This is a genomic window from Pseudomonas sp. VA159-2, from assembly GCF_024126635.1.
Lineage (GTDB): Bacteria > Pseudomonadota > Gammaproteobacteria > Pseudomonadales > Pseudomonadaceae > Aquipseudomonas > Aquipseudomonas muyukensis.
The window spans coordinates 229,587-251,278 of record NZ_JAMYBV010000007.1; the positions used below are offsets into that span (position 1 = coordinate 229,587).

Below are 21,692 nucleotides of genomic sequence, written 5' to 3' on the forward strand. Positions count from 1 at the left end.
GGTCAGTCCGTAACAAAATGAGTCGCGGCTTATTCTGAACAGAAGGATGACGGGCTAGAATCGCTTTTTCTCGAACATACCCTTCTGTTTTGGAGAAGGCACCATGCACTTCGACCTGGCGGACCTGCGCCTGCTCGCCGCCATCGCCGCCACCGGTAGCTTGAGCAAGGCGGCGGCGAGCTTCCCGGTGGCGGTTTCGGCCGCCAGCACCCGGCTGCGGCAGTTCGAGGCCCGTAGCGGCCTGGTGTTGTTCATGCGCAAGGCCGACGGCATGCAGTTGACCCCCGCCGGGCGCCTGGTGCTGGAGTCGGCCCGTGGCGTGCTGGGCGAGGCGCAGAAACTGCACGACACGCTCAAGGAGCTGGCCGGGCAGCGGCGTATCGACCTGCACCTGGCGGTGTCGACGGTGACCAACAGCACCTTGTTGCCCGCGGTGCTCGGGCCGTTCCTGGCCGACTATCCGCAGGTCGACCTGCAATTGGTCGAGCACAAGAGCGTCGATGTGGTGCGGGCGGTGCTGGCGGGCGATTGCGAGATTGGTGTGTATGACGGCAACCTGGTCAACGATGGCGTGGTGTCGCTGCCGTTTCGCACCGAGCGCCTGGTGCTGCTGGTGCCGACCGAGCATGCCCTGGCCAGCCGTGAGCAACTGCGCCTGGCCGATGCCCTGGGCTTCGCCTTCGTCTGCCTGCCCGCCGAGCGGGCCATGCAGCGCTTCGTCGAGGAGTTGGCGATGAGCCTGGCCATGCCGCTGAAGGTGCGCGTACGGGCGCCAAGCTTCGAGGCCATCGCCCAGTTGGTGGCCCAGCACGCGGGCATCGCCATGCTCCCGGAAACCGCGGCGATTCGCGCCGAGCAGGAGTTGGCCGTGCGCCGGGTGGTGCTGGAAGAGCGTTGGGCGACCCTGGAGCTGCGTATCTGCTTCCGTGGCTGGGAGCGGCTGAGCAGCCATGGGCGACAGCTGGTGAGTTTCCTGTCGGGGCAGTGATGGATGCCGTATGAAGAGTATCTCTATATAAATGAATTCATTTGGATTCTATCCAGCTCTGCGTAACCGTCACCGAACGCATACGATCCTCTGCCGCGAACCGTATTGCACAGGTTAGCTTCCATGGCGTTCGACGCTTCCCCCAGGCCAACCCTGACCCTCGCCTTGACCGTCGCCGCCTTGATCGACCTGGCGGCGTTTGGCCGGCAGGTCATCCAGGTGTCGCTGGCGGCAAGCAGGGTCGGTCGTAACATGGTGTGAGTCTGCGCAGGTGGGTTCGCAGTCCAGGCTAGCGACGGCCGGCCAACAGGGGCATGACGCTGGGGTTACAGATCTGCAAGCTCGCCTGCGGTCAGGGCGATGCAGACGACGTGGCGCCTCGTACGAGGCGCCTTTTCACTGGTCGTCAGCTCTTTTCCTTCGGCTGGATCACGATCGCCAGGGCATCCGGCTCGGGCCCGGCCTTCCAACGGGCCTTTTCGCTCCAGTTGGCGGTATCGATCACCGCCACTTCGTCGCCGCCACTGATCGCCACGTAGACCCGCTGGCCGTCCGGCGATACCACCGCGCCGATCGGCAGCGCTTCCTCGCCCAATTGCGTGCGCCGGTACTCGGCGCCTTCGCGGGCCAGGCCGATGCGCTTGATCTCTTTCTTGGCGACCACATCGATCACTGCCAGCTCCGCCGACTTGGCGCAGGTGACCAGGGCGTACTTGCCGTTCGGGGTCATGGCGATGCGGATCGGAAACACCCCGGTGCGAATGCGGTCGGTGACCTCCAGGCGCTGGGTGTCGACGATCGCCACATCGTCGCCGGCGCGGTTGCTGACCCACACCTGGGTACCGGTGGGGGTCACCGCCACGCCTTCACTGCCTTGGCCGGTGGGGATCTCGGCGATCTTCTTCTTGTGCAGCAGGTCGACCACCGACAGGCTGCCGCCGTCGACGTGGGTGACATAGGCGCGGTCGGCGCCGGGTGATAGCGCGACCATGTGCGGCTTGCCGCCGCCGACTTCGATACGGTCGAGCACCTTGCCCTGGGCCAGGTCGACGATCAGCAGGCGCTCGCTGTCCTCGGTGGTGACCACCACTCGCTGGCTGTCGGGCAGGAAACGGATGCCATGGGGGCGCGAATCCTGGCCCAGGTCGATGGTGCGCACTACCGTGCGGCTGGGCCAGTCGATCACGCTCAGGCTGTTGTTGGCGGTGCCTTGCGCGCCGTAGTTGCCCACCACTGCCAGCAGGCCGTTGCCGCTGACCACCACTTCGTGGGGGCCGCTGCCCACTGGCAGGCGGAGCAGTTCCTGGCCGTTGCGGGTGTCCAGGGCCGAGACGCTGGCATCGGCCTTGTTGCCGACCAGCAGGATGTCGTCGGCGTTGGCCTGCGGCGCACCGGCCAGCAGGGCGCTGGCCAGGGCCAGCGGGAGCAGGGTTTTGCGATGAGGATGGGGCATGTCCAGTCTCCTTTGGATTGTGGTCCTTGTTGCATGCTCAAAGGCTGTGACCGGTGCAGTGCGCCGAGAGTTTCCTCGCCGGCGATCACCCAGCCTTGCTGGCTGGGCAGGCGCACAGAGACGCGAAGGTGGGCGCGGGCTCCTACGGGGCAGGGTGCGCCGCAAACCTGTAGGAGCCGGCTTGCCGGCGAACACCGGCGCAGCCGGTGCCATCTTCCGCGTTGCCAGGTTCGCCAGCAAGGCTGGCTACAGGGGACCGGCGATGCGCAGCCAGATTGCCGAGGCGTCGTCGCTCATCTTGAACCGTGGGTAGCGCAGGCAGACATCATCCAGGTTCTCGATCGTGCGCAAGGTATTGCCCAGATCGGCAAGCCCGTGGCTGTGCAGGCGCCTGATGAAGGCTGTGGGGTCACAGACCTGATAGGTGTCGAACAGCGCGGCGAAGCCGTCGCTCATCAATACCACATCGTCCCCAGGTGCTGCTGGCGCACGCGAGTAGAGCGTGTCTTGCCCGGACCGCGCCGCATCGACCCCCAATACTGCCTGGGCACGCTCCCGGGAGGCGCGGCGGTCGAGCACCACGGCCTCGGTGCGTACGCCGTGGGCACCGGTGCCGGGGCCCAGCGCGGCAGCTTCGGCACGCTCGGCCTTGTGGTCGGGCTCGGGGGTCAGGAAGCGCACGCCGCTGGCGCTGCGATGCAGGACCACGCAATCGGCCAGGTGCGCGCAGACCAGTTGGCGCCCCTCCAGCGCCACGGCGGCGAAAGCCGCGCGTGGCCATTCCCAGGGGGCCACGGGTTGGCGTTGGCGATCCTGCTGGAAGGCCTGGGCAATTTGCTCGAACACGCTGGTGCAGATGTCCTGCAAGCTGCCCGATGCCCCGGCAAAGGCCCGCTGCGCGGTGCCCGAAAGCCAGGCCGCGCCGCCCCGAGCCCCGAGCAGGCCGGGCTGGCCAAGGTCGGTGGCGCCGTCGATCACCCAGGCGTGGCGATCGGCGCAGCCGATACGGTCGTCGTTGGGGACGTCAGGCTTGCCGGCCAGGCTCAGGGTCTGGATCAGGTCGAAATGCATCGTTTGGCTCCTTGCAAGGGTCAGGCAGTGCTGTGACCTTGAAGGTTGTCGCATCCGCCGTCAAACCGCGCAACTGGCAAAACTATCAGGGCGTCGGGTGCAAGGTCTTGGCCATTTCCGCGGTGGCCGCCCAGCCCAGTGCGGCATACACCGGCCGGCCGACGTCGGTGGCATGCAGCACGGCGAACCCCAGCCCGCGCCGGCTGAACTCGGCTTCGGCCAGGCGCATCAGGGCCGTGGCCAGGCCGCGACGGCGATGGGAGGGCTCGACGTAGACATTCAGCACATAGCCGCGCCGGTCCTGGGTGGGGTGTGCCGGGTGCGGCGGCCAGTCGATGTCCATCAGGCCGATGGCCGCCACCACGGCTTGGCCATCGAGCAAGGCGAAGCCGTAGTAGCGGCCGTCGGCCAGGCGGGGTCGCAGCCAGGGGCCGAAATGTTCGGTCATGCTGCGCAGTTGTGCGGGATCGCCACCGGCTTCACGGAACATGGCTTGGCGGTGGGTGCATATCATCGATTCGTCGGGTGGGGATAGGCGGCGGGATGTCAGGCCGCCACAGTCGATGGGCGTAGGAATGTCGGGCATGTCTGGCGCTCGGGACGGAGGCTTCGATCCTAGGCGCGCTGCGGGCTAGGCGGCAGATACAGATGGCAGGCAAACGCGGCATACAGCCCGCTTGGCCATGAAAAAAACCACCCAGGGCTGCCCCCATCGCCGCCAATCGCCAATAATCCACCCCTTGCCACCGCCAGGCCCGCGCCATGCCCCAGCCGATCATCCTGCCCCTCGCCGAGAACTACCGCCACGGCGAGCACATCGCCCCGCACTGCCACGACCGTGCGCAACTGATCCATGCCATCAGCGGGGTGGTTACGGTCAACGCGCGCGAAGGCAGCTGGGTGGTCCCGCCTGGGCGCGGGGTCTGGGTCCCGGCGGCGGCCGAGCACGAACTGCGCATGGCCGGCGTGGTGCGCATGCGCACGCTGTTCGTCGACCCCGCCGCGCGCCCCGACCTGCCACGCCAATGCCAGGTGATCGAGATCTCGGCGCTGCTGCGCGAGTTGATCGTGCGGGCCATGGACATCCCCGCCGACCACCCGCCGCAAGGCCGCGAGGCGCGGATCATGCAATTGATCCTCGATGAGATCCGCGTGCTGCCGGTGTTCGCCCTGCATGTGCCCAGCCCACGCTCGGCGCAGTTGCAGGCACTGTGCGAAGCCTTGCGCCAAGCCCCGGCCGAGGCCTGGAGCCTGGCCCGTGCCGCGGCCCACAGTGGCTTGAACCCGCGCACCCTGACCCGCGCCTTCCAGCGCGAGACCGGCCTGAGCCTGGTGCAGTGGCTGCGGCGCATGCGCCTGCTGGCCAGCCTCGACGCCTTGGCGGCCGGGCAATCGGTGCTGGCAGTGGCGCTGGACCTGGGCTACGACAGCCCCAGCGCGTTCAGCGCAATGTTCCGCCGCACCCTGGGTGTGTCGCCCTCGGTCTATTTCGGCAGGGCCGCCGAGCGCTGGTAGGCCAGCGCCGACGCCTGCTCCCAGCCACCACCCAGCGCGGCATACAGGTTGACCTCGGCCAGCAACTGGGCCAGGCGGTCGTTGATCAAGCCTTGCTGGGCGCTGAACAGCGAGCGCTGGGCGTCGAGGAAGGTCAGGCTGCTGTCGATGCCGTTACGGTAGCGGTTCTGCGCCAGGTCGTGGTAGCGCTGGCTGGCCGCCACCAGGTCGCGCTGGGCCTGCAACTGGTGCTGGTAGGTGCTGCGCGCGGTGAGGCCATCGGCGACTTCCTGGAACGCGGTCTGGATCGATTTCTCGTAGCGCGCCACCTGCATGTCCTTCTGCAACTTGGCGTAGTCGAGGCCGGCACGCAGGCTGCCGGCGTTGAACAGCGGCAGATTGATCTGTGGCTGGAACAGCCAGCTGCCGGAACCGGCGTCGAACAAGTCGGCGAGCTGGCGGCTGCTGCTGCCGGCATTGGCGGTCAGGCTGATGCTTGGGAAGAACGCCGCCCGCGCCGCGCCGATGTTGGCGTTGGCCGCCTGCAACTGGTACTCCGCCTGGCGGATGTCGGGGCGCCGCTGCAACAGCTCGGCAGGCAGCCCGGCGGGCACGCGGGCGATCTGTTCGTCGGCCAGGGCCATGGCCGGCAGGTCGTCGCGTATGGCGACGCCGACCAAGCGCTCGAGCTGGTTGAGGTCCTGGGCGGCCAGGCGCCTGTAGCGGGCTACTGCGGCGCGGGTGCTGTCGACGCGGGTGGTGGCCTGGATCTGGTCGAGCGCCGACAGCGTGCCGGTGCGGCGCTGGCGCTGGGTCAGGCGCAGGCTTTGTTCGTCGGCTTGCAAGGTCCGCTGTGACAGTGCCAGCAGCTCCCGGTCGGCGCGCCAGGTGAGGTAGGCACCGGCAACGCTGGTGATCAGGCTCAGCTCGGCGCTGCGGCGGGCCTCGTCGGTGGCCAGGTAGTTGAGCAGCGCCTGGTCGCTGAGGCTGCGCAGGCGGCCGAACAGGTCGAGCTCATAGGCGCTGATGCCAAGGGTGGCCGATTGCTGGCTGCTGATCATGCCGTCGCCCCCGGTGCGCTGGCGCGGCAGGTACTGGCGAGTGCCCTGGGCGTTGGCGGAGACCTTCGGCAGCAACTCGGCGCGCTGGATGCGGTACTGGGCGCGGTAGGCCTCGACGTTGAGCACGGCCACCCGCAGGTCGCGGTTGTTGGCCATGGCGCTGGCCAGCAACTGGCGCAGGGCGGGGTCGTGGAACACTGCCTGCCAGTCGCGCGGCAGCGCCGAGGCCGCGGCGTCCTGGTAGGCGGCGCCGGCGGGATATTGGCCGGGTGCGGGCGAGGCCGGGCGCTGGTAGTCCGGCGCCAGGGTACAGCCGGCCAACAGTGTGGCCAGCAGGGGCAAGATGATTCGCGGCATGGCAGGTCTCGGCGGTCAGCGCCCGGCCAGCCAGCGGGCCAGGCCGTGACGGCCACTGACACCCAGCTTGGCCGTGGCGCGCTTGAGGTAGGTTTCGATCGAGCTGTTCTTGACGTGCAGGCGCAGCGCCAGTTGCGGCACGGTGTCGCCGGTCAGCAGGCCGATGCAGACCTCCTGTTCGCGGCTGGACAGGCGAATGGCCTCCTGTTCGAGGCGGTCGGTAAACAGTTGGCGCAGGGTGCCCGCTTCATCGGGCAGGAGTTGCCCAGGCCGGCGCTGGCCGCCCGCCTGGAGCAGCTGCGCGTGGTGTTCGACCAGCGGCAGCAAGGTGTCCGACAAGGTCTTGAGCAATGACAGCTCGGCCAGGGAGAACCCGCGCTGGGTCGGCTGGCGAAAGCAGCAGATCACCCAGCGGCGGTTGCCGCTGCGCGAGACCAGCTTGCACTGGTGGGCATCGCCTTGGGCGCCTACCGGGGTGTTGATCTGGATCAGCAGCGGATCTTCCATGCGCATGATGCTCTGCAGCAACGGATGGCGCAGCGGCCGCGTGTTGACGGCCTGCGGATGACCGGCGCTGCCCAGCACCTTGACCGCCTGGATGCGGGTCTGCTGGCTGTCGAGGGTCCATTCGCTGAGGTCGAGCCGATGCATCGGTACCAGGTCGCCAACCAGCTCGAACATCTGCTCGGCGAAGGAGCTGTCGCCGGTGCTGGCGACCAGCGCGCCCAGTTGCAGGTACAGCAGCGGGTCGTGGCGGTGTGCGGGGCTGTCGGTCAGCTTCATGTGCTTTCTTCCTTGATTCGCTAACGCTGCGGGTGGGGCTCGCGGGCGCTTCCTCTCTGCGGGGCGGGTTTGGCGGTATTGAATAGCAGGCTCCAAGCCTGCGTCTGTAATGGAAACCGGGGACAGCAAAGGCCATTTTTCACGCCGGGAAAAGGCGTCAGGTTTGCCGCTGGCTGGGCACTTGGCTGTCGGTTTGTCGGACAATTGCCGTCAGAAAGCCACTGGATCGCCGGCAATGGCCACCACACGCGCTGCGGGTAGGGCGCAGCGGACGTTGCCGGGTGGTCAATGTCCTACAAAAAAATCAGTGCGTTGATTCAACGGTTCAAGCGATGTACCGGGGCGCCGGTGAGGTTGGGCCGGGCTGTCCGGGTTTGTCGGGCCATACAGGCGCCCCGGGGCAATGCTTGAATACGCGGACGACCCCCGTTTCAAGGATGAAGTCCCCATGCTCGCCGCCGACAGCTTTGCCCTGACCTGCGCCCAGCGCGACATCTGGCTGGACCAGTTGAGCCATGGCGATTCTCCGCTGTACAACATCGGCGGCTACGTCGAACTGGCAGGGGCGCTCGACCCGCTCCGGCTGCGCCAGGCCCTGGCCCACCTGGTGCACGTGCATGATGCGCTACGCAGCGTGCTGGTCGACGACCCGGCGGGCAGCGGCCTGCCACGCCAGCGTTTCGTCGCCGACCTGGTGGTTCCTCTGGGCGAGCACGACGTGCGCGGCGAGGACGACCCGCCAGCCGCCGCGCAACGCCTGATCAAGGCGCAGATGCGCCAGGCGTTCACCCTCGACCGGGGCCCATTGCTGCGGGTGACGCTGATCCGCCTGGCCGACCAGCATTACCGGCTGGCTGCCCAAGCCCATCACCTGATCCTCGATGGCTGGGGCTTCGAGCAGTTCTTCCAGCAACTGGGGCAGTATTACGGGCTGCTCGAGCAGGGCTTGGCGTTGCCGGTTGCAGCGCCTTCCTACCGCGCGTACATCGATGAAGACCGCGCCTACCAGGGTTCGGCCCGCGAGCAGCGCGACCGTGACTACTGGTTGGCGCAATATCGCCAGCTGCCCGACGCCTTGCTGCGTCCGCGCGAGCGCGGAGCGGCCAGTGCATCGCCCAGCCACGCCTACGAGCAGCCGTTCGATGGGCAACTGCTGGCGCGCATGCAACAGCTGGCCAGCGCGCAGCAGGCCTCGGTGTTGCACGTGCTGTTGGCCGCGCTGCATGTCTGCTTCACCCGCAGCGCCCAGCGCGACGACTGGGTGGTGGGGCTGCCGCTGCGTAACCGCGGCGGCGCCCGGCACAAGGCGACGCTCGGGCTGTTCGCCCAGGTCAGCGCGCTGCGCATGGATTTCGGTCGTGAACTGAGCTTCGCCGCCTTGGTCGGCGCCATCGCCGACACACTACGGCGCGACCTGCGCCACCAGCGCCTGCCAGTGAGTGAGCTGAACCGCGCCTTGGGCCTGCTGCGCGAGGAGCGCGCGCAACTGTTCGAAGTGACGGTGTCCTACGAGGAGGAGGGCAGCGACCTGCGCTATGGCGCCTTGCCGGCGCATACGGTGAAGGTCAGCAACGACCACGAACCCACGCCGTTGTCGTTGTACCTGCGCAGCAACCGCCACAACGGCAAGGCCTGGCTGCACCTGGTCTACAACCTGGCCTGGCTGGACAGCGACGAGGTGCAGGCACTGGGCCAGCGCCTGCTGTGGGTGCTGGCCCAAGGGGTGGCACAGCCGCAGCGCAGGGTCGAGGCCTTCGACATCCTGTTGCCGGCCGAGCAGCAGTTGCTCGAGCAATGGAACGCTACCGCCACCCAGCCTCCGGCCCAGTGCCTGGTGCACCGCCGCATCGAAGCCCAGGCCGCCTGCCGAGCAGATGCCGTGGCCGCCGAGCAGCAGGGCCGGCAACTGACCTACGGCGCCCTCAACCAGCAGGCCAACGCCCTCGCCGCGCAACTGATCGAGCTGGGCGTGGGGCCCGAGCAGCGCGTGGCGGTGATGGCCCGGCGCGGGCTCGACACCCTGGTTGGCCTGCTGGCCGTGCTCAAGGCCGGCGGCGCCTACGTGCCCATCGACCCGGCGCATCCGCGCGAGCGCCTGGACTACCTGTTGCAGGACTGCGCGCCGCAGGTACTGCTGACCCAGTCCGACCTGCGCCAACGCCTGGGCGCATGCGCGCTGCCGGTGATCGAGCTGGACCGCCTGGAGCAGACCGCGTCGGCGCTGAGCAACCCCGAGGTGGCGGGCCTGTCGGGCGCTAGCCTGGTCTATGTGATCTACACCTCCGGCTCCACCGGCCAGCCCAAGGGCGTGATGGTCGAGCAGCGCATGCTCGCCAACCTGGTGGATTGGCACTGCGAGGCCTTCGATGTGCGGCCCGGCAGCCATGTCTCGAGCCTGGCCGGCTTCGGTTTCGATGCCATGGCCTGGGAAATCTGGCCAGCACTGTGCGCTGGCGCGACCCTGCACCTGGCGCCGCTGGGCGAGGGCAGCGAGGATATCGACGGGCTGCTGCGCTGGTGGCGCGCCCAGCCGTTGCAGGTGAGTTTCCTGCCGACCCCGCTGGCCGAACATGCTTTCGCCCAGGGCCAGCCGCACCCGACCCTGCGTACCTTGCTGGTGGGCGGTGACCGCTTGCGGCGCCTGGGCCGTGAAGGTGGCTATCAGGTGGTCAACAACTATGGGCCGACCGAGGCGACGGTGGTGGCCACCTCGGGGCGGGTCGAGCCGGGAGCAGCGCTGCATATCGGCGGGGCGATCGCCAACACCCGCTTGTACGTGCTCGATGAGCGCCAGCGCCTGCTGCCGATCGGTGCTGTCGGCGAGCTCTATATCGGTGGGCTGGGGGTTGCCCGGGGTTACCTGAACCGGCCCGGGCTAAGCGCCGAGCGCTTCATCGATGACCCGTTCGCCAGCCAGGCCAAGGCACGCCTTTATCGCACCGGCGACCTGGTGCGCTGGCGCGCTGACGGCACCTTGGATTACCTGGGACGCAACGATGACCAGGTGAAGATCCGCGGCGTGCGGGTGGAACTGGGCGAGATCGAAGCCGCCCTGGCCAGCCACGACGCGGTGCGCGAGGCGGTGGTGCTGCTGCGTGACGGGCAACTGGTGGCCTGGTTTCTCGACGCCGGGCCCACCAGCCCGCTGGCCTTGCACGCGCACCTGCGAGCCAGGCTGCCTGCGGCCCTGTTGCCATCGGCCTATGTGGCCGTGGCGAGCTGGCCGCTCACCGCCAATGGCAAGCTTGATCGTCGCGCCTTGCCGGCGCCGACCATGGACACCCAGTTGCGCCGTGCCCACGAGCCGCCCCAAGGGCCGCTCGAACAGCGCCTGGCGGCGCTGTGGGTCGAGCTGCTGCAGGTCGAGCGAGTCGGCCGCCAGGACCATTTCTTCGAGCTGGGCGGCCATTCGCTGCTGGCGGTGCAGTTGATCGAGCGCATGCGCCAGCAGGGCCTGCAGGTCGATGCCCAGGTGCTGTTTGGCCAACCCACCCTGGCCAGCCTGGCAGCCGCCGTCGCCACGGACCAGGCCGTGGTGATACCGGCCAACCGGGTGCCTGCGGGCTGCGCGCGGATAACCCCCGAACTGCTGGCCCTGGCGAGCCTGGACCAGGCCGCCATCGAGCGTATCGTCGCCACGGTGCCCGGCGGTGCGGCCAATGTGCAGGAGATCTATCCGCTGGCCCCACTACAGGAGGGCTTGCTCTACCACCACCTCACCGAGGCCCGCGACCCCTATCAACAGGACGCTTTGTTCAGCTTCGCCCGCCGCGAGGACCTGGATGCCTTCAGCCGGGCGCTGGAGCAGGTGATCGCGCGCCACGACATCCTGCGCACGAGCCTGGCCTGGGAGGGCCTGGAGCAGCCGCAGCAGGTGGTATGGCGCCAAGCCAGGTTGCCGCTGAACGTGCTCGAGGCTGTACCTGGGGATGCCGTGACGGCATTGCGTGCACAGGGCCAGGCCCTGGATCTACGTAGGGCGCCGATGATGGCTCTGGCCTGCGTCGAGGCCCAGGGGCGTTGGCTGGGCTTGCTGCGTTTCCACCACCTGGTCAATGACGCGGTGTCGATGCAGGTGCTGCTCCATGAACTGCGGGCGACGATGCTTGGCCAGGCCACCACGCTTCCTGAGCCAGTGGCGTACCGCAACTATGTCGCCCGTAGCCGCGACCCGGCCCGCCAGGCCAGCCACGAGGTGTTCTTCAAGGCCAGCCTGGCCGGTGTCGAGGCCCCGGCGCGGCTACCTGGGATGGGCGAGGGCGGTACGCCGGACAGCCGCACCGTCATCCTCGCGGCGCCGCTCGCCGCCACGCTGCGGCGCCTGGCCCGGGCGCAGGATGTCGGCCTGGGCAGCCTGCTGCACCTGGCCTGGGCCCTGGTGCTGGGGGCGTTGGGCGGGCGTGACGAGGTGGTGTTCGGCAGCGTGCTGCTGGGCCGGGTGATGGCCGGCGAGGGGGCCGACCGGGCGCTGGGCATGTTCATCAATAGCCTGCCACTGCGGGTGAGGGTGAGCGGATGCAGTGTCGGCCAGGCGCTGGCGGCGACCCATGCGCAACTGGCCGCCTTGCTGGCCCATGAGGATGCACCGCGAGTGCTGGCCCAGCGTTGCAGCGGCCTGCCGGCTGGCGTGGCAGTGTTCGACAGCCTGCTCAATTACCGCCATGGCCCGGCTCCCGAGCGCCTGACGTTGCCGGGCGTGACGCTGGAAGAGGCCAGCGAGGTACACAGCCACCCGTTGGTACTGACCGTGGACGATGAGGGCGACACCCTGCGCCTGGCCGTGCGTGCGCCCCGCGAACTGGGCGCGGCGCGGGTGCTGGGGCATGTCGAGTGCGCATTGCAGGCCTTGGCCGCGGCGCTGGCGGACGACCCGGCACTGGCACTGGACAGCCTGAGCACCGTGCCCGACGATGAACGCCGCTACTTGCTGGACACGCTGAATGACACCGAAGTGGCGCTGGACCCCGGCTGCCCGCACCTGCCTGCCCTGTTCGCCGCCCAGGTGCGGCGCACGCCGGATGCCGTGGCAGTGCAGGGCGAGGACGCTCAGCTCAGCTACCGCGAGCTGGACGCCCAGGCCAACCGCCTGGCCCATCACCTGATCGGCCTGGGGGTAGGGCCGGACCTGCGGGTCGCGGTGTGCATCGAGCGCGGTGCGCAGCTGCTGATCGGCCTGCTGGGCGTGCTCAAGGCCGGCGGCGCCTATGTGCCGCTGGACCCCGGCTACCCCGACGAACGCCTGCACTACATGCTGGCCGACAGCGCGCCCGTGGCCTTGTTGGTGCATGGCGCCACCCGAGGCTTGTGGGGCGACGTGGCCACGCCACGGGTCGACCTCGACCTCGCCGATTGGCAGGCTCACCCCGCGCAGGCCCCGGCGCTCGAGGCGCTGACCGGCGAGCACCTGGCCTATGTGATGTATACCTCCGGCTCCACCGGCACGCCGAAAGGGGTGATGGTCGCGCACCGCGGGCTGTGCAACCTGATGCACTGGGGCTCGAGCCTGTGCCCGCCGCAGCCCGACGGCGCCTTGCTGCAGCGGGCGCCGTTCAGCTTCGACGGTTCGGTGTGGGAGCTGTTCTGGCCCCTGTGCGCCGGCCTGCGCCTGGTGCTGGCGCGCCCTGACGGGCACCGCGACCCGGAGTACCTGGTGCAGCTGATCCAGGCGCGGCGGGTGAGCATCGTCAAGTTCGTCCCGGCCCTGCTGCATGCCTTCCTCGATGCCCCAGGGGTGGCGCAGTGCGCCAGCCTGACCGACATCTTCTGCGGTGGCGGCGAGCTGACCCTGGCCCTGGCCCGGCGCGTGCGTGAGCGTTTGCCGCGGGTGCGCCTGCATAACGTCTACGGCCCCACCGAGGCCACCGTCGACAGCACCGCCTGGACCCTCGAGGCGGATGCGCCGCTGCCCCTCACCGCGCCGCCGATCGGCCGGCCAATCGGCAATACCCGGCTGTACGTGCTCGACGCCCAGGACCGTCCGGTGCCGCTGGGTTGCAGTGGCGAGCTGCATATTGGCGGTATCGGCGTGGCCCGGGGTTACCTGGGCTTGCCGGCGCTGCAGGCGGCGCGCTTCATCGCCAGCCCGTTCGTGGCGGGTGACCGGCTGTATCGCACCGGAGACCTGGTGCGCTATCGCGCCGATGGCGAGCTGGAGTTCCTTGGGCGCAATGATTTCCAGGTCAAGCTCAACGGGCTGCGGATCGAACCGGGCGAGCTCGAGGCGCTGCTGGTGGCCCATCCGGCGCTGGACCAGGCCGTGGTGCTGGTACGTGACGAGCGCCTGGTGGCCTATGTGACCTGCCGCGAAGGCCAGCCAGCGCCGGCGCTGGAGGCACTGCGCAGCCACCTGCTGGCGCGGGTGCCGGCCTACATGGTGCCGTCGGCTTATGTGGTGCTCGGTGTGTTGCCACTGAGCGCCAATGGCAAGGTCGACCGCAGTGCCTTGCCGGCGCCCGGGGGGCAGGCCCTGATCAACCGCGCCTATGCAGCGCCTCGGGATGCGCTGGAGCGGACACTGGCGCAGATATGGAGCGAAGTGCTCAAGGTCGAGCAGGTAGGGCGCGACGACAACTTCTTCGAGTTGGGCGGGCATTCGTTGCTGGCAGTCAGCCTGGTGGCGCGCATGCGCCAGGCGGGGTTGCATGCCGATGCGCGGATGTTGTTCAACCAGCCGACCTTGGCGGGGTTGGCGGCGCATACGCAACGCCAGGTACAGCAGGTGGACATTCCGCGTTCGACGGTACCGGGGTTGGGGGGGCGACGGCGAATTTGAAGGAGATCCGGGGGGGCATGGGTGAGGCTTGAGCGGGCGCTTGGGCGCCGAGGTGGGCGCGATACGCCGTGTCGGTATACCCCACCGCTGATCGCAGGCGGGCCGTCCAGGCGGCAACCGGGGCTAGACTGCGGTCACCCCCTTGAACCCCGGAGGCCCCATGTCCCCCAAGAACCTTATCTGTCTCTGGTACGACAACGACGCCGAGGCTGCCGCCAACTTCTACGCCAGCATCTTCCCCGGCAGCCGGGTGACTGCGGTGCACAAGGCGCCGGGGGACTACCCCAGCGGCAGGCAAGGCGACGTGATCACCGTCGAGTTCACCCTGATGGGCATACCCTGCCTCGGCCTCAACGGTGGTGACACCTTCCGCCACAGCGAGGCGTTTTCGTTCCAGGTGGCCACCGACTCCCAGGAGGAAACCGACCGCTACTGGAACGCCATCGTCGACAACGGTGGCCAGGCCAGCGTCTGCGGCTGGTGCAAGGACAAGTGGGGGCTGTCGTGGCAGATCAGCCCGCGCCTCCTCACCCAGGCCGTGGCAGGTAGCGATCGGGCGGCGGCCAAGCGCGCCTGGGAGGCGATGATGAACATGGGCAAGATCGACATCGCCGCCATCGAAAAGGCGATCAAGGGCTGAGGGCCAGGCTGTGGGTACGACACGCCTGTTTCAACTTTCGCCATACATCCAGCGCATCAATGAATGGCGCCCGCCGATGCCCAGCTTGATTGCCGCGCGCCGCAGGTAGCTCTCCACGGTATTGACCTTCAACTGCAAGCGTGCGGCCTGCTGCGGTGCCGTATGCCCGGCCAGCAGCCCTCGGCACACTTGCATCTCGCGCTCGGACAGGGTGATGCCGGTCTGGCGTAATCGTTCGACGAAACGCTGCTCGAGGCTTTCGGGTTCGCTGGCCTGGGCCGCGGGCGGCTGCAAGGCGCTGATGTGTTTCTCCAGCATGGGCAACAACAACGGCGAGATATCCTCCAGTCGGCTGCGCTCGGTGGCGGAGAAACCGTAGCGCGGATCGGCGCGCAGCACGGTGATTTCGTAGTGGTAGCCATCCTTGCGCCGGGCCAGGTGCAGGCGTGCCGGGTCGTCGAAGGTCTCGCTCGGTTCGCCGGCGCTGAACACCGTCTCGCAGAGCAGGGTGGCGTCGGCATGCGGCGAGCAGGCAGGCGCCAGGCGTAATTGGCGAATATGGGTGGCGTCGATGGTCAGGTGAGTCTGGATCAGGTCGTGCAGATGCCGGGGGAAGTGGCGGCTGCCGGTACTGGCTATGACTTTGCCGATCTGCGGAAACAGCAGGTGCGAATTCATCGTGTCATCCATGAGGTACGGTGGTACGAAAGGCCATGCACGCCTGTAGCCAGCATCCTTGGCTGGCGGCGGGGCCGTTGGCGCTGCTTGCTATCCTAGTACAACGATTGAGTGACGGTTAAATGAAGCTGGAATAATGGCATAACAATATCACTTGTGCCCGTGTCTCACCGACGCCCACGCAGTCGGGTATGATGCCAGCCCTTTCCCCAACGAGGCCCGACCCATGTCCCTGAGCGCAGCACAGATTGGCGAATTCCGCGCCTTCGCCGAACAGCTGGCCGATGCCGCCGCCCACGCGATCCAGCCGTACTTTCGCGCAAGCCTGGAGGTCGAGGACAAGGGCGGGCGCCTGTACGATCCGGTCACCGTGGCCGACAAGGCCGCCGAGGACGCCATGCGCACGTTGATCCAGGCGCGCTACCCGCAGCACGGCATTCTCGGCGAGGAGCAAGGAACGCTAGCAGGCAGCAGCCCGCTGCATTGGGTGCTCGACCCCATCGACGGTACCCGCGCCTTCATCACCGGCCTGCCATTGTGGGGCACGCTGATCGCCCTCAACGACGGCGAGCGACCGGTCATTGGCGTGATGAACCAGCCGTTCACCGGCGAGCGCTTCGTCGGCACGCCCGAAGGCGCCTGGCGCAGCGGCACGCCGCTGAAGACCCGGGCCTGCGCTGAGCTGGCCGCCGCCACGCTGATGTGCACCACCCCGGACATGTTCGACACCCCGGCGCGCAAGGCGGCCTTCGAACAGGTGGCCGGCCAGGCCCGGCTGATGCGCTACGGCGGCGACTGCTACGCGTACTGCATGTTGGCTTCGGGGTTCGTCGACGTGATCGTCGAGGCCAGCCTGCAGCCCTACGATGTACAAGCACTGATGCCGATCATCGAAGGGGCGGGCGGGGTGATCACTGCCTGGGATGGCAGCAGCGCGCAGAACGGCGGTTGCGTGGTGGCGTGCGGTGACCCGGCGCTGCATGCGCTGGTGGTGGCGATGCTGCGTCACGCCATGTGACAGGCGCCAGCATCGCACTTTTTCGCATTTGTGCGTTCTATGCATGGCCAGGCCGCAGCGATTCCCGTGGCGGCCGCCCCTTGCTAGCGGTGCCGATGGCTGTACGACGACTTGCCCTGATCCCCCCATGCCTGCTGTTGACGGGCGCCCTGGTGACCCTGAGTGGCTGCAGCCAGCAACAGGGCAGCGACCTGTTCACCCAGCTGCGCAACGGCAAGCCCGACGAGCTGTTCCAGACCAGTGTCGACCGCATGGCGACGCTGGCCATGCGCGACAACCTGCAGAGCCTGTATCTGCTGATGAACAAGCTGTACCTGCGCAACCCCAACCAGTGGAAACAGTCTGGCTACCTCGATGCCACCACCGCCGCGCGGCAGATTCGCATTGCCATCGAGCAGCGCCAACCGTTGCCGCAGTTGGGTGAGCGCCGCGACCTGGCGGCCCTGAGCTATGCCCTGAGCCCGGAGTTTCGCGGCGACCGGGTCGGTGCGTTCATCTATGCCATCGGCAGCATGCTGGTCACCGCCCACGGCGGGCGTACCGAGTTCTACATGACCGACGCCATCGACCCGCTGTTCATCAATAACGCGGCGCGCAATATCGAGAAGGCCACCTGGATGCTCAGCCAGCGCCAGGATGCCAACGGGGTGTTGTTGCTGTTCTCCAACGAGATTTCCGAGCAGGGCAGCAACCTGAGTTTTGCCGTGGAGTTCGGCAAGGTGGTCGCGCGCCTCGACCTGCTGGCGCAGATGCTCGATGAGCGCTACCGGCGCATTGGCCTTAATTATGCGCAGAGCCTGTTGCTGATGAACTTCCTGCCGGTGCAGTGAGCGGGTGGGCTACCGGCCGTAACCGCCGTGGGAGCCGGCTTGTCGGCGACCAGCGAGACTCCGCGTCGCCTGGTTCGCCAGCAAGGCTGGCTCCTACGGGCGGGCAGGTCGCGGGCGGCGTAGGAGCCGGCTTGCCGGCGAACAGCGAGACTCCACGCCGCCCGGTTCGCCAGCAAACTGGGGTTTGTACTCAGGCGACATCGACCAGGACGATCTCGCTGTCTTCCAGCGCGGTCACTCGCAGCACGCTTTCCTGCTCGATCGCCACGCCATCGCGGGCCTTGGCCTGCAAGCCGTTGATCTCGACCCGGCCCTTGGCTGGCACCAGGTAACCGCGACGCCCTGGGTCGAAGGCATACTCGGCGCTTTCCCCAGCCTTCAGGGTAGCTGCCACCAGGCGGGCATCGGTACGGATGCGCAAGTTGCCCTGATCCCCCGCACGGCCGCTGGCCAGGGTCACGAAGCCTTCGCCACGCTCACCCTTGGGGAAGGGCCGGGTGCCCCAGGACGGCGCTTCGCCGACGTTTTCGGGGATGATCCAGATCTGGAAGATCCGTGTATCGACCTTCTCCAGGTTGTACTCGCTGTGGACGATGCCGCTACCGGCACTCATCACCTGCACATCACCAGCCTCGGTGCGACCTTTGTTGCCCAGGCTGTCCTGGTGGGTAATGGCGCCTTCGCGAACATAGGTGATGATTTCCATGTCGCGGTGCGGGTGCGGCGGGAAGCCGGCACCGGCGGCGATCAGGTCGTCGTTCCAGACCCGCAGGTTACCCCAGTGCATGCGCGCCGGGTCGTGGTATTCGGCGAACGAGAAGTGGTGGTGGGCGTCGAGCCAGCCGTGGTTGGCATGGCCCAGGCTTTCGAAGGGTCGCAGTTGCAGCATGATGGTGCTCCTCTGAATCGGTGGAATGGGGCCATGATGGCGGCTTGAAAGATCGAAAAAAAGCGTAAATATCGGCTTGATTTAATCAGTTTAATGGATGGTTATGGCTGCGAGGCTACCTGCGATTCATCGCCTAATCCCCTGATCCATAAGCATTCGCTGGCGCTTTTTGGTGGATGAGGCGAACATGCTCGCTGTTTCGATCTTCAATGGAGTGACCGTGCCCCACGCGCATCCCCAGGCCCCGGCCGACCTGACCCCGCCCGCCCAGTTGCCCTGGCTGCGCCGCCTCGCCGCGCGCCTGCTGGGTCGTGGCTTGAGCCGCCTGCAGGCGCAGCACCGTGACTCCTGGTTCCTCGGGCACGCCAGCGGCCAGCGCAGTGGCCATGCCGATGGGCTGCGCGAAGGGTATGAGCGTGGCAGGGTGGAGGGCTACGAGGCCGGGCGCCAGGTGCTGATCATCCGCGACACCCGCCCGGAGCAGGCCGCGGTGCCAGGCCAGGACGACAAATTGTTCGATGACTGGCGCCTGCCGCTGACTGCCGAGTTGAAAAAGCGCTTCAAGGCCGACGTGGCCCAGCGCTTGCCGGCGGACGCCCAGCCGAGCGCCGCGCAGTGGAAGCTGATCTTCAGCGACACGCCCTCCACCTGCGTGGTGGCCGGGGCCGGCGCCGGCAAGTCGACTTCGCTGGTGCTGCGTATCCTGCTGCTGCGCCACTACCTGGGCTTCGAGCTCGACGCCTTGACTGTGGTGACCTTCACCCGCGAGTCGCGCAAGGACTTCATCCAGCGTCTGCTGCAGGTGTTCGGCCTGTGGCAGGTGGCCTTGTCGCCGGCCCAGGGCCGCGAGCTGGTGCGCACTTTCCACTCGCGCATCCTGCCGCTGGTGCGCAGCCTGCCGGGCTTTGCCCAGGTGCGCGCCTTCGAGACCCTGGGCAACGAGATGCCCGCCGGGGCCGAAGCCGACGCCGAGAGCAACCCCTTCGACCTGCGCCTGAACGACGCCCAGCGCCAGCAACTCAACCTGTGCTACCGCGACCTGCTGGCCGACAGCCCACGCTTCGCCGAGTTGGTCGGTAGCTTGCGTCAGGAGGCACTGCTGCTCAAGCCCCTCGACCCGGAGCATCCGGATGTGCAGAAGCGCGCGCAGGTCACCCAGCTGGCGGCGCAGCGTGACGAGGAACTGTGCGATGTGATCGAGGACCTGTGGTTCGCCGCTGGCGCCTGGCCGATCAAGGGCATCGAGCCGTGCCGCGAGACCGTGCAGATCCGTGGCAGCCGCTTCCATGTGCATGGGCGCCTGGAAGGGTTGGATGCCTGGGTGGTACTGGGCTTCGACCCCAGCGAAAGCGGCCAGTACCAGCGCCCCGGCGCCAAGCTTGCGGTGCGTGCGGAATGGGCGGTAAAACGCACCCTGTTTCAAGCTTTTTGCGATAAGCCATTGATATGGCTAGATAACTATTCGGCGGCCAAGCGTTTGGCCGCGTCCCTGGCGGGGGACGCCGTTGCCGGCCCCGGCTTTGAATACAAGGTCAAGGGCGAGCTGGCCCCGGCGCCGCTGCTCGATGCGTTCGTCAGCGCCGCAGGCTTTATCGAGAACCTCGGCCTGGAGGTCAGCACTGCGGTGGCTGCCATGAGCTTCCCGCCCGGTGACAGCGACGCGGCCTTCTTCGAGGCCCTGGCCCTGTACTGGAAAGCCTTCGAGGCGCACCTGCTGGCCCAGTCGCCGCCGGTGATGACCTACAACCGCATGTTCGCCCTGTTCGGCGAGAACAACCCGGAAAACCTGGCGTTGTTGCCCGACCCGTTGCTGCGCCCGTTGGCGCACCTGATGATCGACGAGTTCCAAGACGTCTCGCCGCAGATCGTCAGCTGGCTGCGCGCCAGCCTTGCCGAGATTCGCCGACGTGGCCCGGCGATGCACAGTGGTCGGGTGGCGCAGCATTCGTCACTGATGTGCGTGGGCGACGACTGGCAGTCGATCTACGGCTGGCGCGGCAGTTCACCGAAGTACTTCATGGAGTTCACCAAGGCTTTCCCGTCGCCGGCCAACACCCGGGTGATGCTGGTGGAGAACTACCGCAGCCAGCAACACATCATCGATGCCGCCGAGCACCTGGTCAAAGGCGCTGCGGCCATCAGCGGCAAGAAGGCCCGCGCCAGCGGCCTGGCGGCCGAGTTGCCGTTATCGCCGGTGAAGGTGTTCGAGCGCGACGAGGCGGCGCTGGCCCAGACCCTCATCGAGCATTACCAGCAAGGCGAATCAGTGATGATGTTGTTTCGAAAAACAAGCGATAAGTTATTGATTGAACAGCATTTAATTGATGTTATTAAAGCTGATTCTAGCTTGCCAGCCAGCCAGCGCCGGCTGCGCCAGCTGACCTATCACAGTGCCAAGGGCCTGCAGGCCGACGCCGTGTTCATGCTCGGCGACTGCCAGTACCTGACCAGCTCGCCTTACAAGAACCAGGTCTATCGCCTGGCCGGCCTGGGCAAGCCCGGCGATGCCCAGGCCTTCGACACGGCGCAGAAGGAAGAGGTGCAGCGCCTGGCCTATGTGGCGGTGACCCGGGCGGCGAAGCATTGCTACTGGCATGTCGAGAAGCCCGGCGCCGAGGCCGCCGCGCAACCGCGCGCCTCGAGCCAGGTGCAGGGGCGCCAGGCGTTCTTCGAGGACCTGCGCGGGCAATAGAGGGCTGCTATGGTCTAGGCAGCCTCTGCTCAGGGAGCGCGACCCTGCCTGCTTTCCAAACCGCCCGCTCCTGATTGGGGGCGGGCCGCCCCCCCCCCATGGCTTAGCGCCGCCGGCAACCATTAACATGCCTGCCTCGAGCGCAACCCGACGCAGGAGCCCGCATGACCGCTGTCACCGTGCAAAGCCACTGGCTCGAAACCCCGCAAGGGCGCCTCTACGCCCAGACTTGGACCCCAGCCACGGCCCACGCGGTCCCCATCATCCTGATACATGATTCGCTAGGTTGCGTGGCGCTGTGGCGGGACTTCCCCGAGCAACTGGCCCTGGCCAGCGGCCACCCGGTCATCGCCTATGACCGCCTTGGTTTTGGTCGCTCGGATGCCCATCCCGGTAACCTGCGGCCCGGCTTCGTCGAAGCCGAAGCCGGCGAGGGTTTCGCCGCGCTGCTGGCGCAGAGGGCGATCGGGCCCTACATCGTGTTCGGCCACAGTGTCGGTGGCGGCATGGCCATTGCGTGCGCCGCCGCCCATGCCGAACGCTGCCTGGGCGTGATCAGCGAGTCGGCCCAGGCGTTCGTCGAGGCCCGTACCGTGGCCGGGATTCGCGCCGCCGAGCAGCAGTTCGCCGAACCGGGCCAACTGCAGCGATTGCGGCGTTACCACGGCGACAAGGCCGAGTGGGTGCTGCGGGCCTGGATCGACAACTGGCTCTCGGCGGATTTTGCCAGTTGGAACCTCGACCAGGTTCTGGCGGGACTGCGTTGCCCGTTGCTGAGCCTGCACGGTGATCAGGATGAGTTCGGTAGCCTGGCGCACCCGCAGCGGCTTGCCGAACTGGCGGCGGGTGCGGCGCAGGTGCAGGTATTGGCCGGGGGCGGGCACGTGCCGCATCGGGAGCAGGCGGATTGGGTGCTGAAGGCGGTGGTGGGGTTTTTGCGGCCGCTGGCTTGACGGGGCCTTGGGG

At 67.6% G+C, this 21,692-nt stretch carries 16 protein-coding genes; 9 read left to right on the forward strand and 7 right to left on the reverse strand.

What is annotated here, in order from left to right; translation table 11 throughout:
* The first annotated feature begins 103 nt into the window (after positions 1-103).
* On the forward strand, positions 104-988 hold the full coding sequence (locus NJG22_RS09645) for a LysR substrate-binding domain-containing protein (protein ID WP_253094062.1): 885 nt from the start codon (positions 104-106) through the stop codon (positions 986-988).
* Between the two features lie 123 nt (positions 989-1,111).
* On the forward strand, positions 1,112-1,249 hold the full coding sequence (locus NJG22_RS09650; protein WP_253094063.1) for a hypothetical protein: 138 nt from the start codon (positions 1,112-1,114) through the stop codon (positions 1,247-1,249).
* 145 nt (positions 1,250-1,394) lie between these two features.
* Here the strand turns inward: NJG22_RS09650 and NJG22_RS09655 are convergent, their stop codons facing one another.
* From NJG22_RS09655 to NJG22_RS09665, 3 genes are all read right to left on the reverse strand, one after another.
* Positions 1,395-2,441, reverse strand: a complete 1,047-nt coding sequence (locus NJG22_RS09655) for a cytochrome D1 domain-containing protein (protein ID WP_253094064.1) — start codon at positions 2,439-2,441, stop codon at positions 1,395-1,397.
* Between the two features lie 246 nt (positions 2,442-2,687).
* Entirely contained in the window at positions 2,688-3,512 is an 825-nt protein-coding gene (locus NJG22_RS09660) for a protein phosphatase 2C domain-containing protein (RefSeq protein WP_253094065.1), read from the reverse strand.
* An 85-nt stretch (positions 3,513-3,597) separates the two neighbouring features.
* On the reverse strand, positions 3,598-4,098 hold the full coding sequence (locus tag NJG22_RS09665) for a GNAT family N-acetyltransferase (RefSeq protein ID WP_253094067.1): 501 nt from the start codon (positions 4,096-4,098) through the stop codon (positions 3,598-3,600).
* Between the two features lie 176 nt (positions 4,099-4,274).
* On the opposite strand from NJG22_RS09665, the gene NJG22_RS09670 reads away from it, so the two are divergent.
* On the forward strand, positions 4,275-5,027 hold the full coding sequence (locus NJG22_RS09670; RefSeq protein WP_253094069.1) for a helix-turn-helix transcriptional regulator: 753 nt from the start codon (positions 4,275-4,277) through the stop codon (positions 5,025-5,027).
* On the opposite strand, the gene NJG22_RS09675 is transcribed toward NJG22_RS09670, so the two are convergent.
* A complete protein-coding gene (locus NJG22_RS09675; RefSeq protein WP_253094071.1) occupies positions 4,997-6,424 on the reverse strand; it encodes an efflux transporter outer membrane subunit in 1,428 nt (475 codons plus the stop codon). The two genes, NJG22_RS09670 and NJG22_RS09675, sit on opposite strands and share 31 nt — an antisense overlap.
* 15 nt (positions 6,425-6,439) lie before the next feature.
* The gene (locus NJG22_RS09680; RefSeq protein WP_253094073.1) at positions 6,440-7,207 is read right to left on the reverse strand and encodes a LuxR family transcriptional regulator; all 768 of its coding nucleotides are present in this window, start codon (positions 7,205-7,207) and stop codon (positions 6,440-6,442) included.
* 403 nt (positions 7,208-7,610) lie between these two features.
* On the opposite strand from NJG22_RS09680, the gene NJG22_RS09685 reads away from it, so the two are divergent.
* Together NJG22_RS09685 and NJG22_RS09690 are read left to right on the forward strand one after the other, a co-directional pair.
* Positions 7,611-13,979 (forward strand): non-ribosomal peptide synthetase, encoded by a 6,369-nt coding sequence (locus NJG22_RS09685; protein WP_290444609.1) that lies wholly within the window; start codon positions 7,611-7,613, stop codon positions 13,977-13,979.
* A gap of 160 nt (positions 13,980-14,139) precedes the next feature.
* Entirely contained in the window at positions 14,140-14,619 is a 480-nt protein-coding gene (locus NJG22_RS09690) for a VOC family protein (RefSeq protein ID WP_253094075.1), read from the forward strand.
* A gap of 30 nt (positions 14,620-14,649) precedes the next feature.
* On the opposite strand, the gene NJG22_RS09695 is transcribed toward NJG22_RS09690, so the two are convergent.
* Complete coding sequence (locus NJG22_RS09695) at positions 14,650-15,297, reverse strand: helix-turn-helix transcriptional regulator (RefSeq protein WP_253094077.1); 648 nt, start codon at positions 15,295-15,297, stop codon at positions 14,650-14,652.
* A 226-nt stretch (positions 15,298-15,523) separates the two neighbouring features.
* Here NJG22_RS09695 and hisN point away from each other — a divergent pair, with 226 nt between their 5' ends.
* Together hisN and NJG22_RS09705 are read left to right on the forward strand one after the other, a co-directional pair.
* Positions 15,524-16,315, forward strand: coding sequence for a histidinol-phosphatase (hisN, locus tag NJG22_RS09700; protein WP_253094079.1), 792 nt, complete (start codon positions 15,524-15,526; stop codon positions 16,313-16,315).
* A 95-nt stretch (positions 16,316-16,410) separates the two neighbouring features.
* Complete coding sequence (locus NJG22_RS09705; RefSeq protein ID WP_253094088.1) at positions 16,411-17,145, forward strand: hypothetical protein; 735 nt, start codon at positions 16,411-16,413, stop codon at positions 17,143-17,145.
* 190 nt (positions 17,146-17,335) lie between these two features.
* Here NJG22_RS09705 and NJG22_RS09710 read toward each other — a convergent pair whose 3' ends face one another.
* A complete protein-coding gene (locus NJG22_RS09710) occupies positions 17,336-18,034 on the reverse strand; it encodes a pirin family protein (RefSeq protein WP_253094090.1) in 699 nt (232 codons plus the stop codon).
* Between the two features lie 187 nt (positions 18,035-18,221).
* Here NJG22_RS09710 and NJG22_RS09715 point away from each other — a divergent pair, with 187 nt between their 5' ends.
* Together NJG22_RS09715 and NJG22_RS09720 are read left to right on the forward strand one after the other, a co-directional pair.
* On the forward strand, positions 18,222-20,726 hold the full coding sequence (locus NJG22_RS09715; RefSeq protein WP_253094092.1) for a UvrD-helicase domain-containing protein: 2,505 nt from the start codon (positions 18,222-18,224) through the stop codon (positions 20,724-20,726).
* A gap of 164 nt (positions 20,727-20,890) precedes the next feature.
* A complete protein-coding gene (locus tag NJG22_RS09720) occupies positions 20,891-21,679 on the forward strand; it encodes an alpha/beta hydrolase (protein ID WP_253094094.1) in 789 nt (262 codons plus the stop codon).
* Positions 21,680-21,692 lie beyond the last annotated feature (13 nt).

Bases quoted from the DNA above. Each gene is read 5' to 3' on its own strand.
- NJG22_RS09645 (WP_253094062.1), top strand. From the start codon at position 104: ATGCACTTCGACCTGGCGGACCTGCGCCTGCTCGCCGCCATCGCCGCC.
- NJG22_RS09650 (WP_253094063.1), top strand. From the start codon at position 1,112: ATGGCGTTCGACGCTTCCCCCAGGCCAACCCTGACCCTCGCCTTGACC.
- NJG22_RS09655 (WP_253094064.1), bottom strand. From the start codon at position 2,441: ATGCCCCATCCTCATCGCAAAACCCTGCTCCCGCTGGCCCTGGCCAGC.
- NJG22_RS09660 (WP_253094065.1), bottom strand. From the start codon at position 3,512: ATGCATTTCGACCTGATCCAGACCCTGAGCCTGGCCGGCAAGCCTGAC.
- NJG22_RS09665 (WP_253094067.1), bottom strand. From the start codon at position 4,098: ATGCCCGACATTCCTACGCCCATCGACTGTGGCGGCCTGACATCCCGC.
- NJG22_RS09670 (WP_253094069.1), top strand. From the start codon at position 4,275: ATGCCCCAGCCGATCATCCTGCCCCTCGCCGAGAACTACCGCCACGGC.
- NJG22_RS09675 (WP_253094071.1), bottom strand. From the start codon at position 6,424: ATGCCGCGAATCATCTTGCCCCTGCTGGCCACACTGTTGGCCGGCTGT.
- NJG22_RS09680 (WP_253094073.1), bottom strand. From the start codon at position 7,207: ATGAAGCTGACCGACAGCCCCGCACACCGCCACGACCCGCTGCTGTAC.
- NJG22_RS09685 (WP_290444609.1), top strand. From the start codon at position 7,611: ATGCTTGAATACGCGGACGACCCCCGTTTCAAGGATGAAGTCCCCATG.
- NJG22_RS09690 (WP_253094075.1), top strand. From the start codon at position 14,140: ATGTCCCCCAAGAACCTTATCTGTCTCTGGTACGACAACGACGCCGAG.
- NJG22_RS09695 (WP_253094077.1), bottom strand. From the start codon at position 15,297: ATGAATTCGCACCTGCTGTTTCCGCAGATCGGCAAAGTCATAGCCAGT.
- hisN (WP_253094079.1), top strand. From the start codon at position 15,524: ATGTCCCTGAGCGCAGCACAGATTGGCGAATTCCGCGCCTTCGCCGAA.
- NJG22_RS09705 (WP_253094088.1), top strand. From the start codon at position 16,411: ATGGCTGTACGACGACTTGCCCTGATCCCCCCATGCCTGCTGTTGACG.
- NJG22_RS09710 (WP_253094090.1), bottom strand. From the start codon at position 18,034: ATGCTGCAACTGCGACCCTTCGAAAGCCTGGGCCATGCCAACCACGGC.
- NJG22_RS09715 (WP_253094092.1), top strand. From the start codon at position 18,222: ATGCTCGCTGTTTCGATCTTCAATGGAGTGACCGTGCCCCACGCGCAT.
- NJG22_RS09720 (WP_253094094.1), top strand. From the start codon at position 20,891: ATGACCGCTGTCACCGTGCAAAGCCACTGGCTCGAAACCCCGCAAGGG.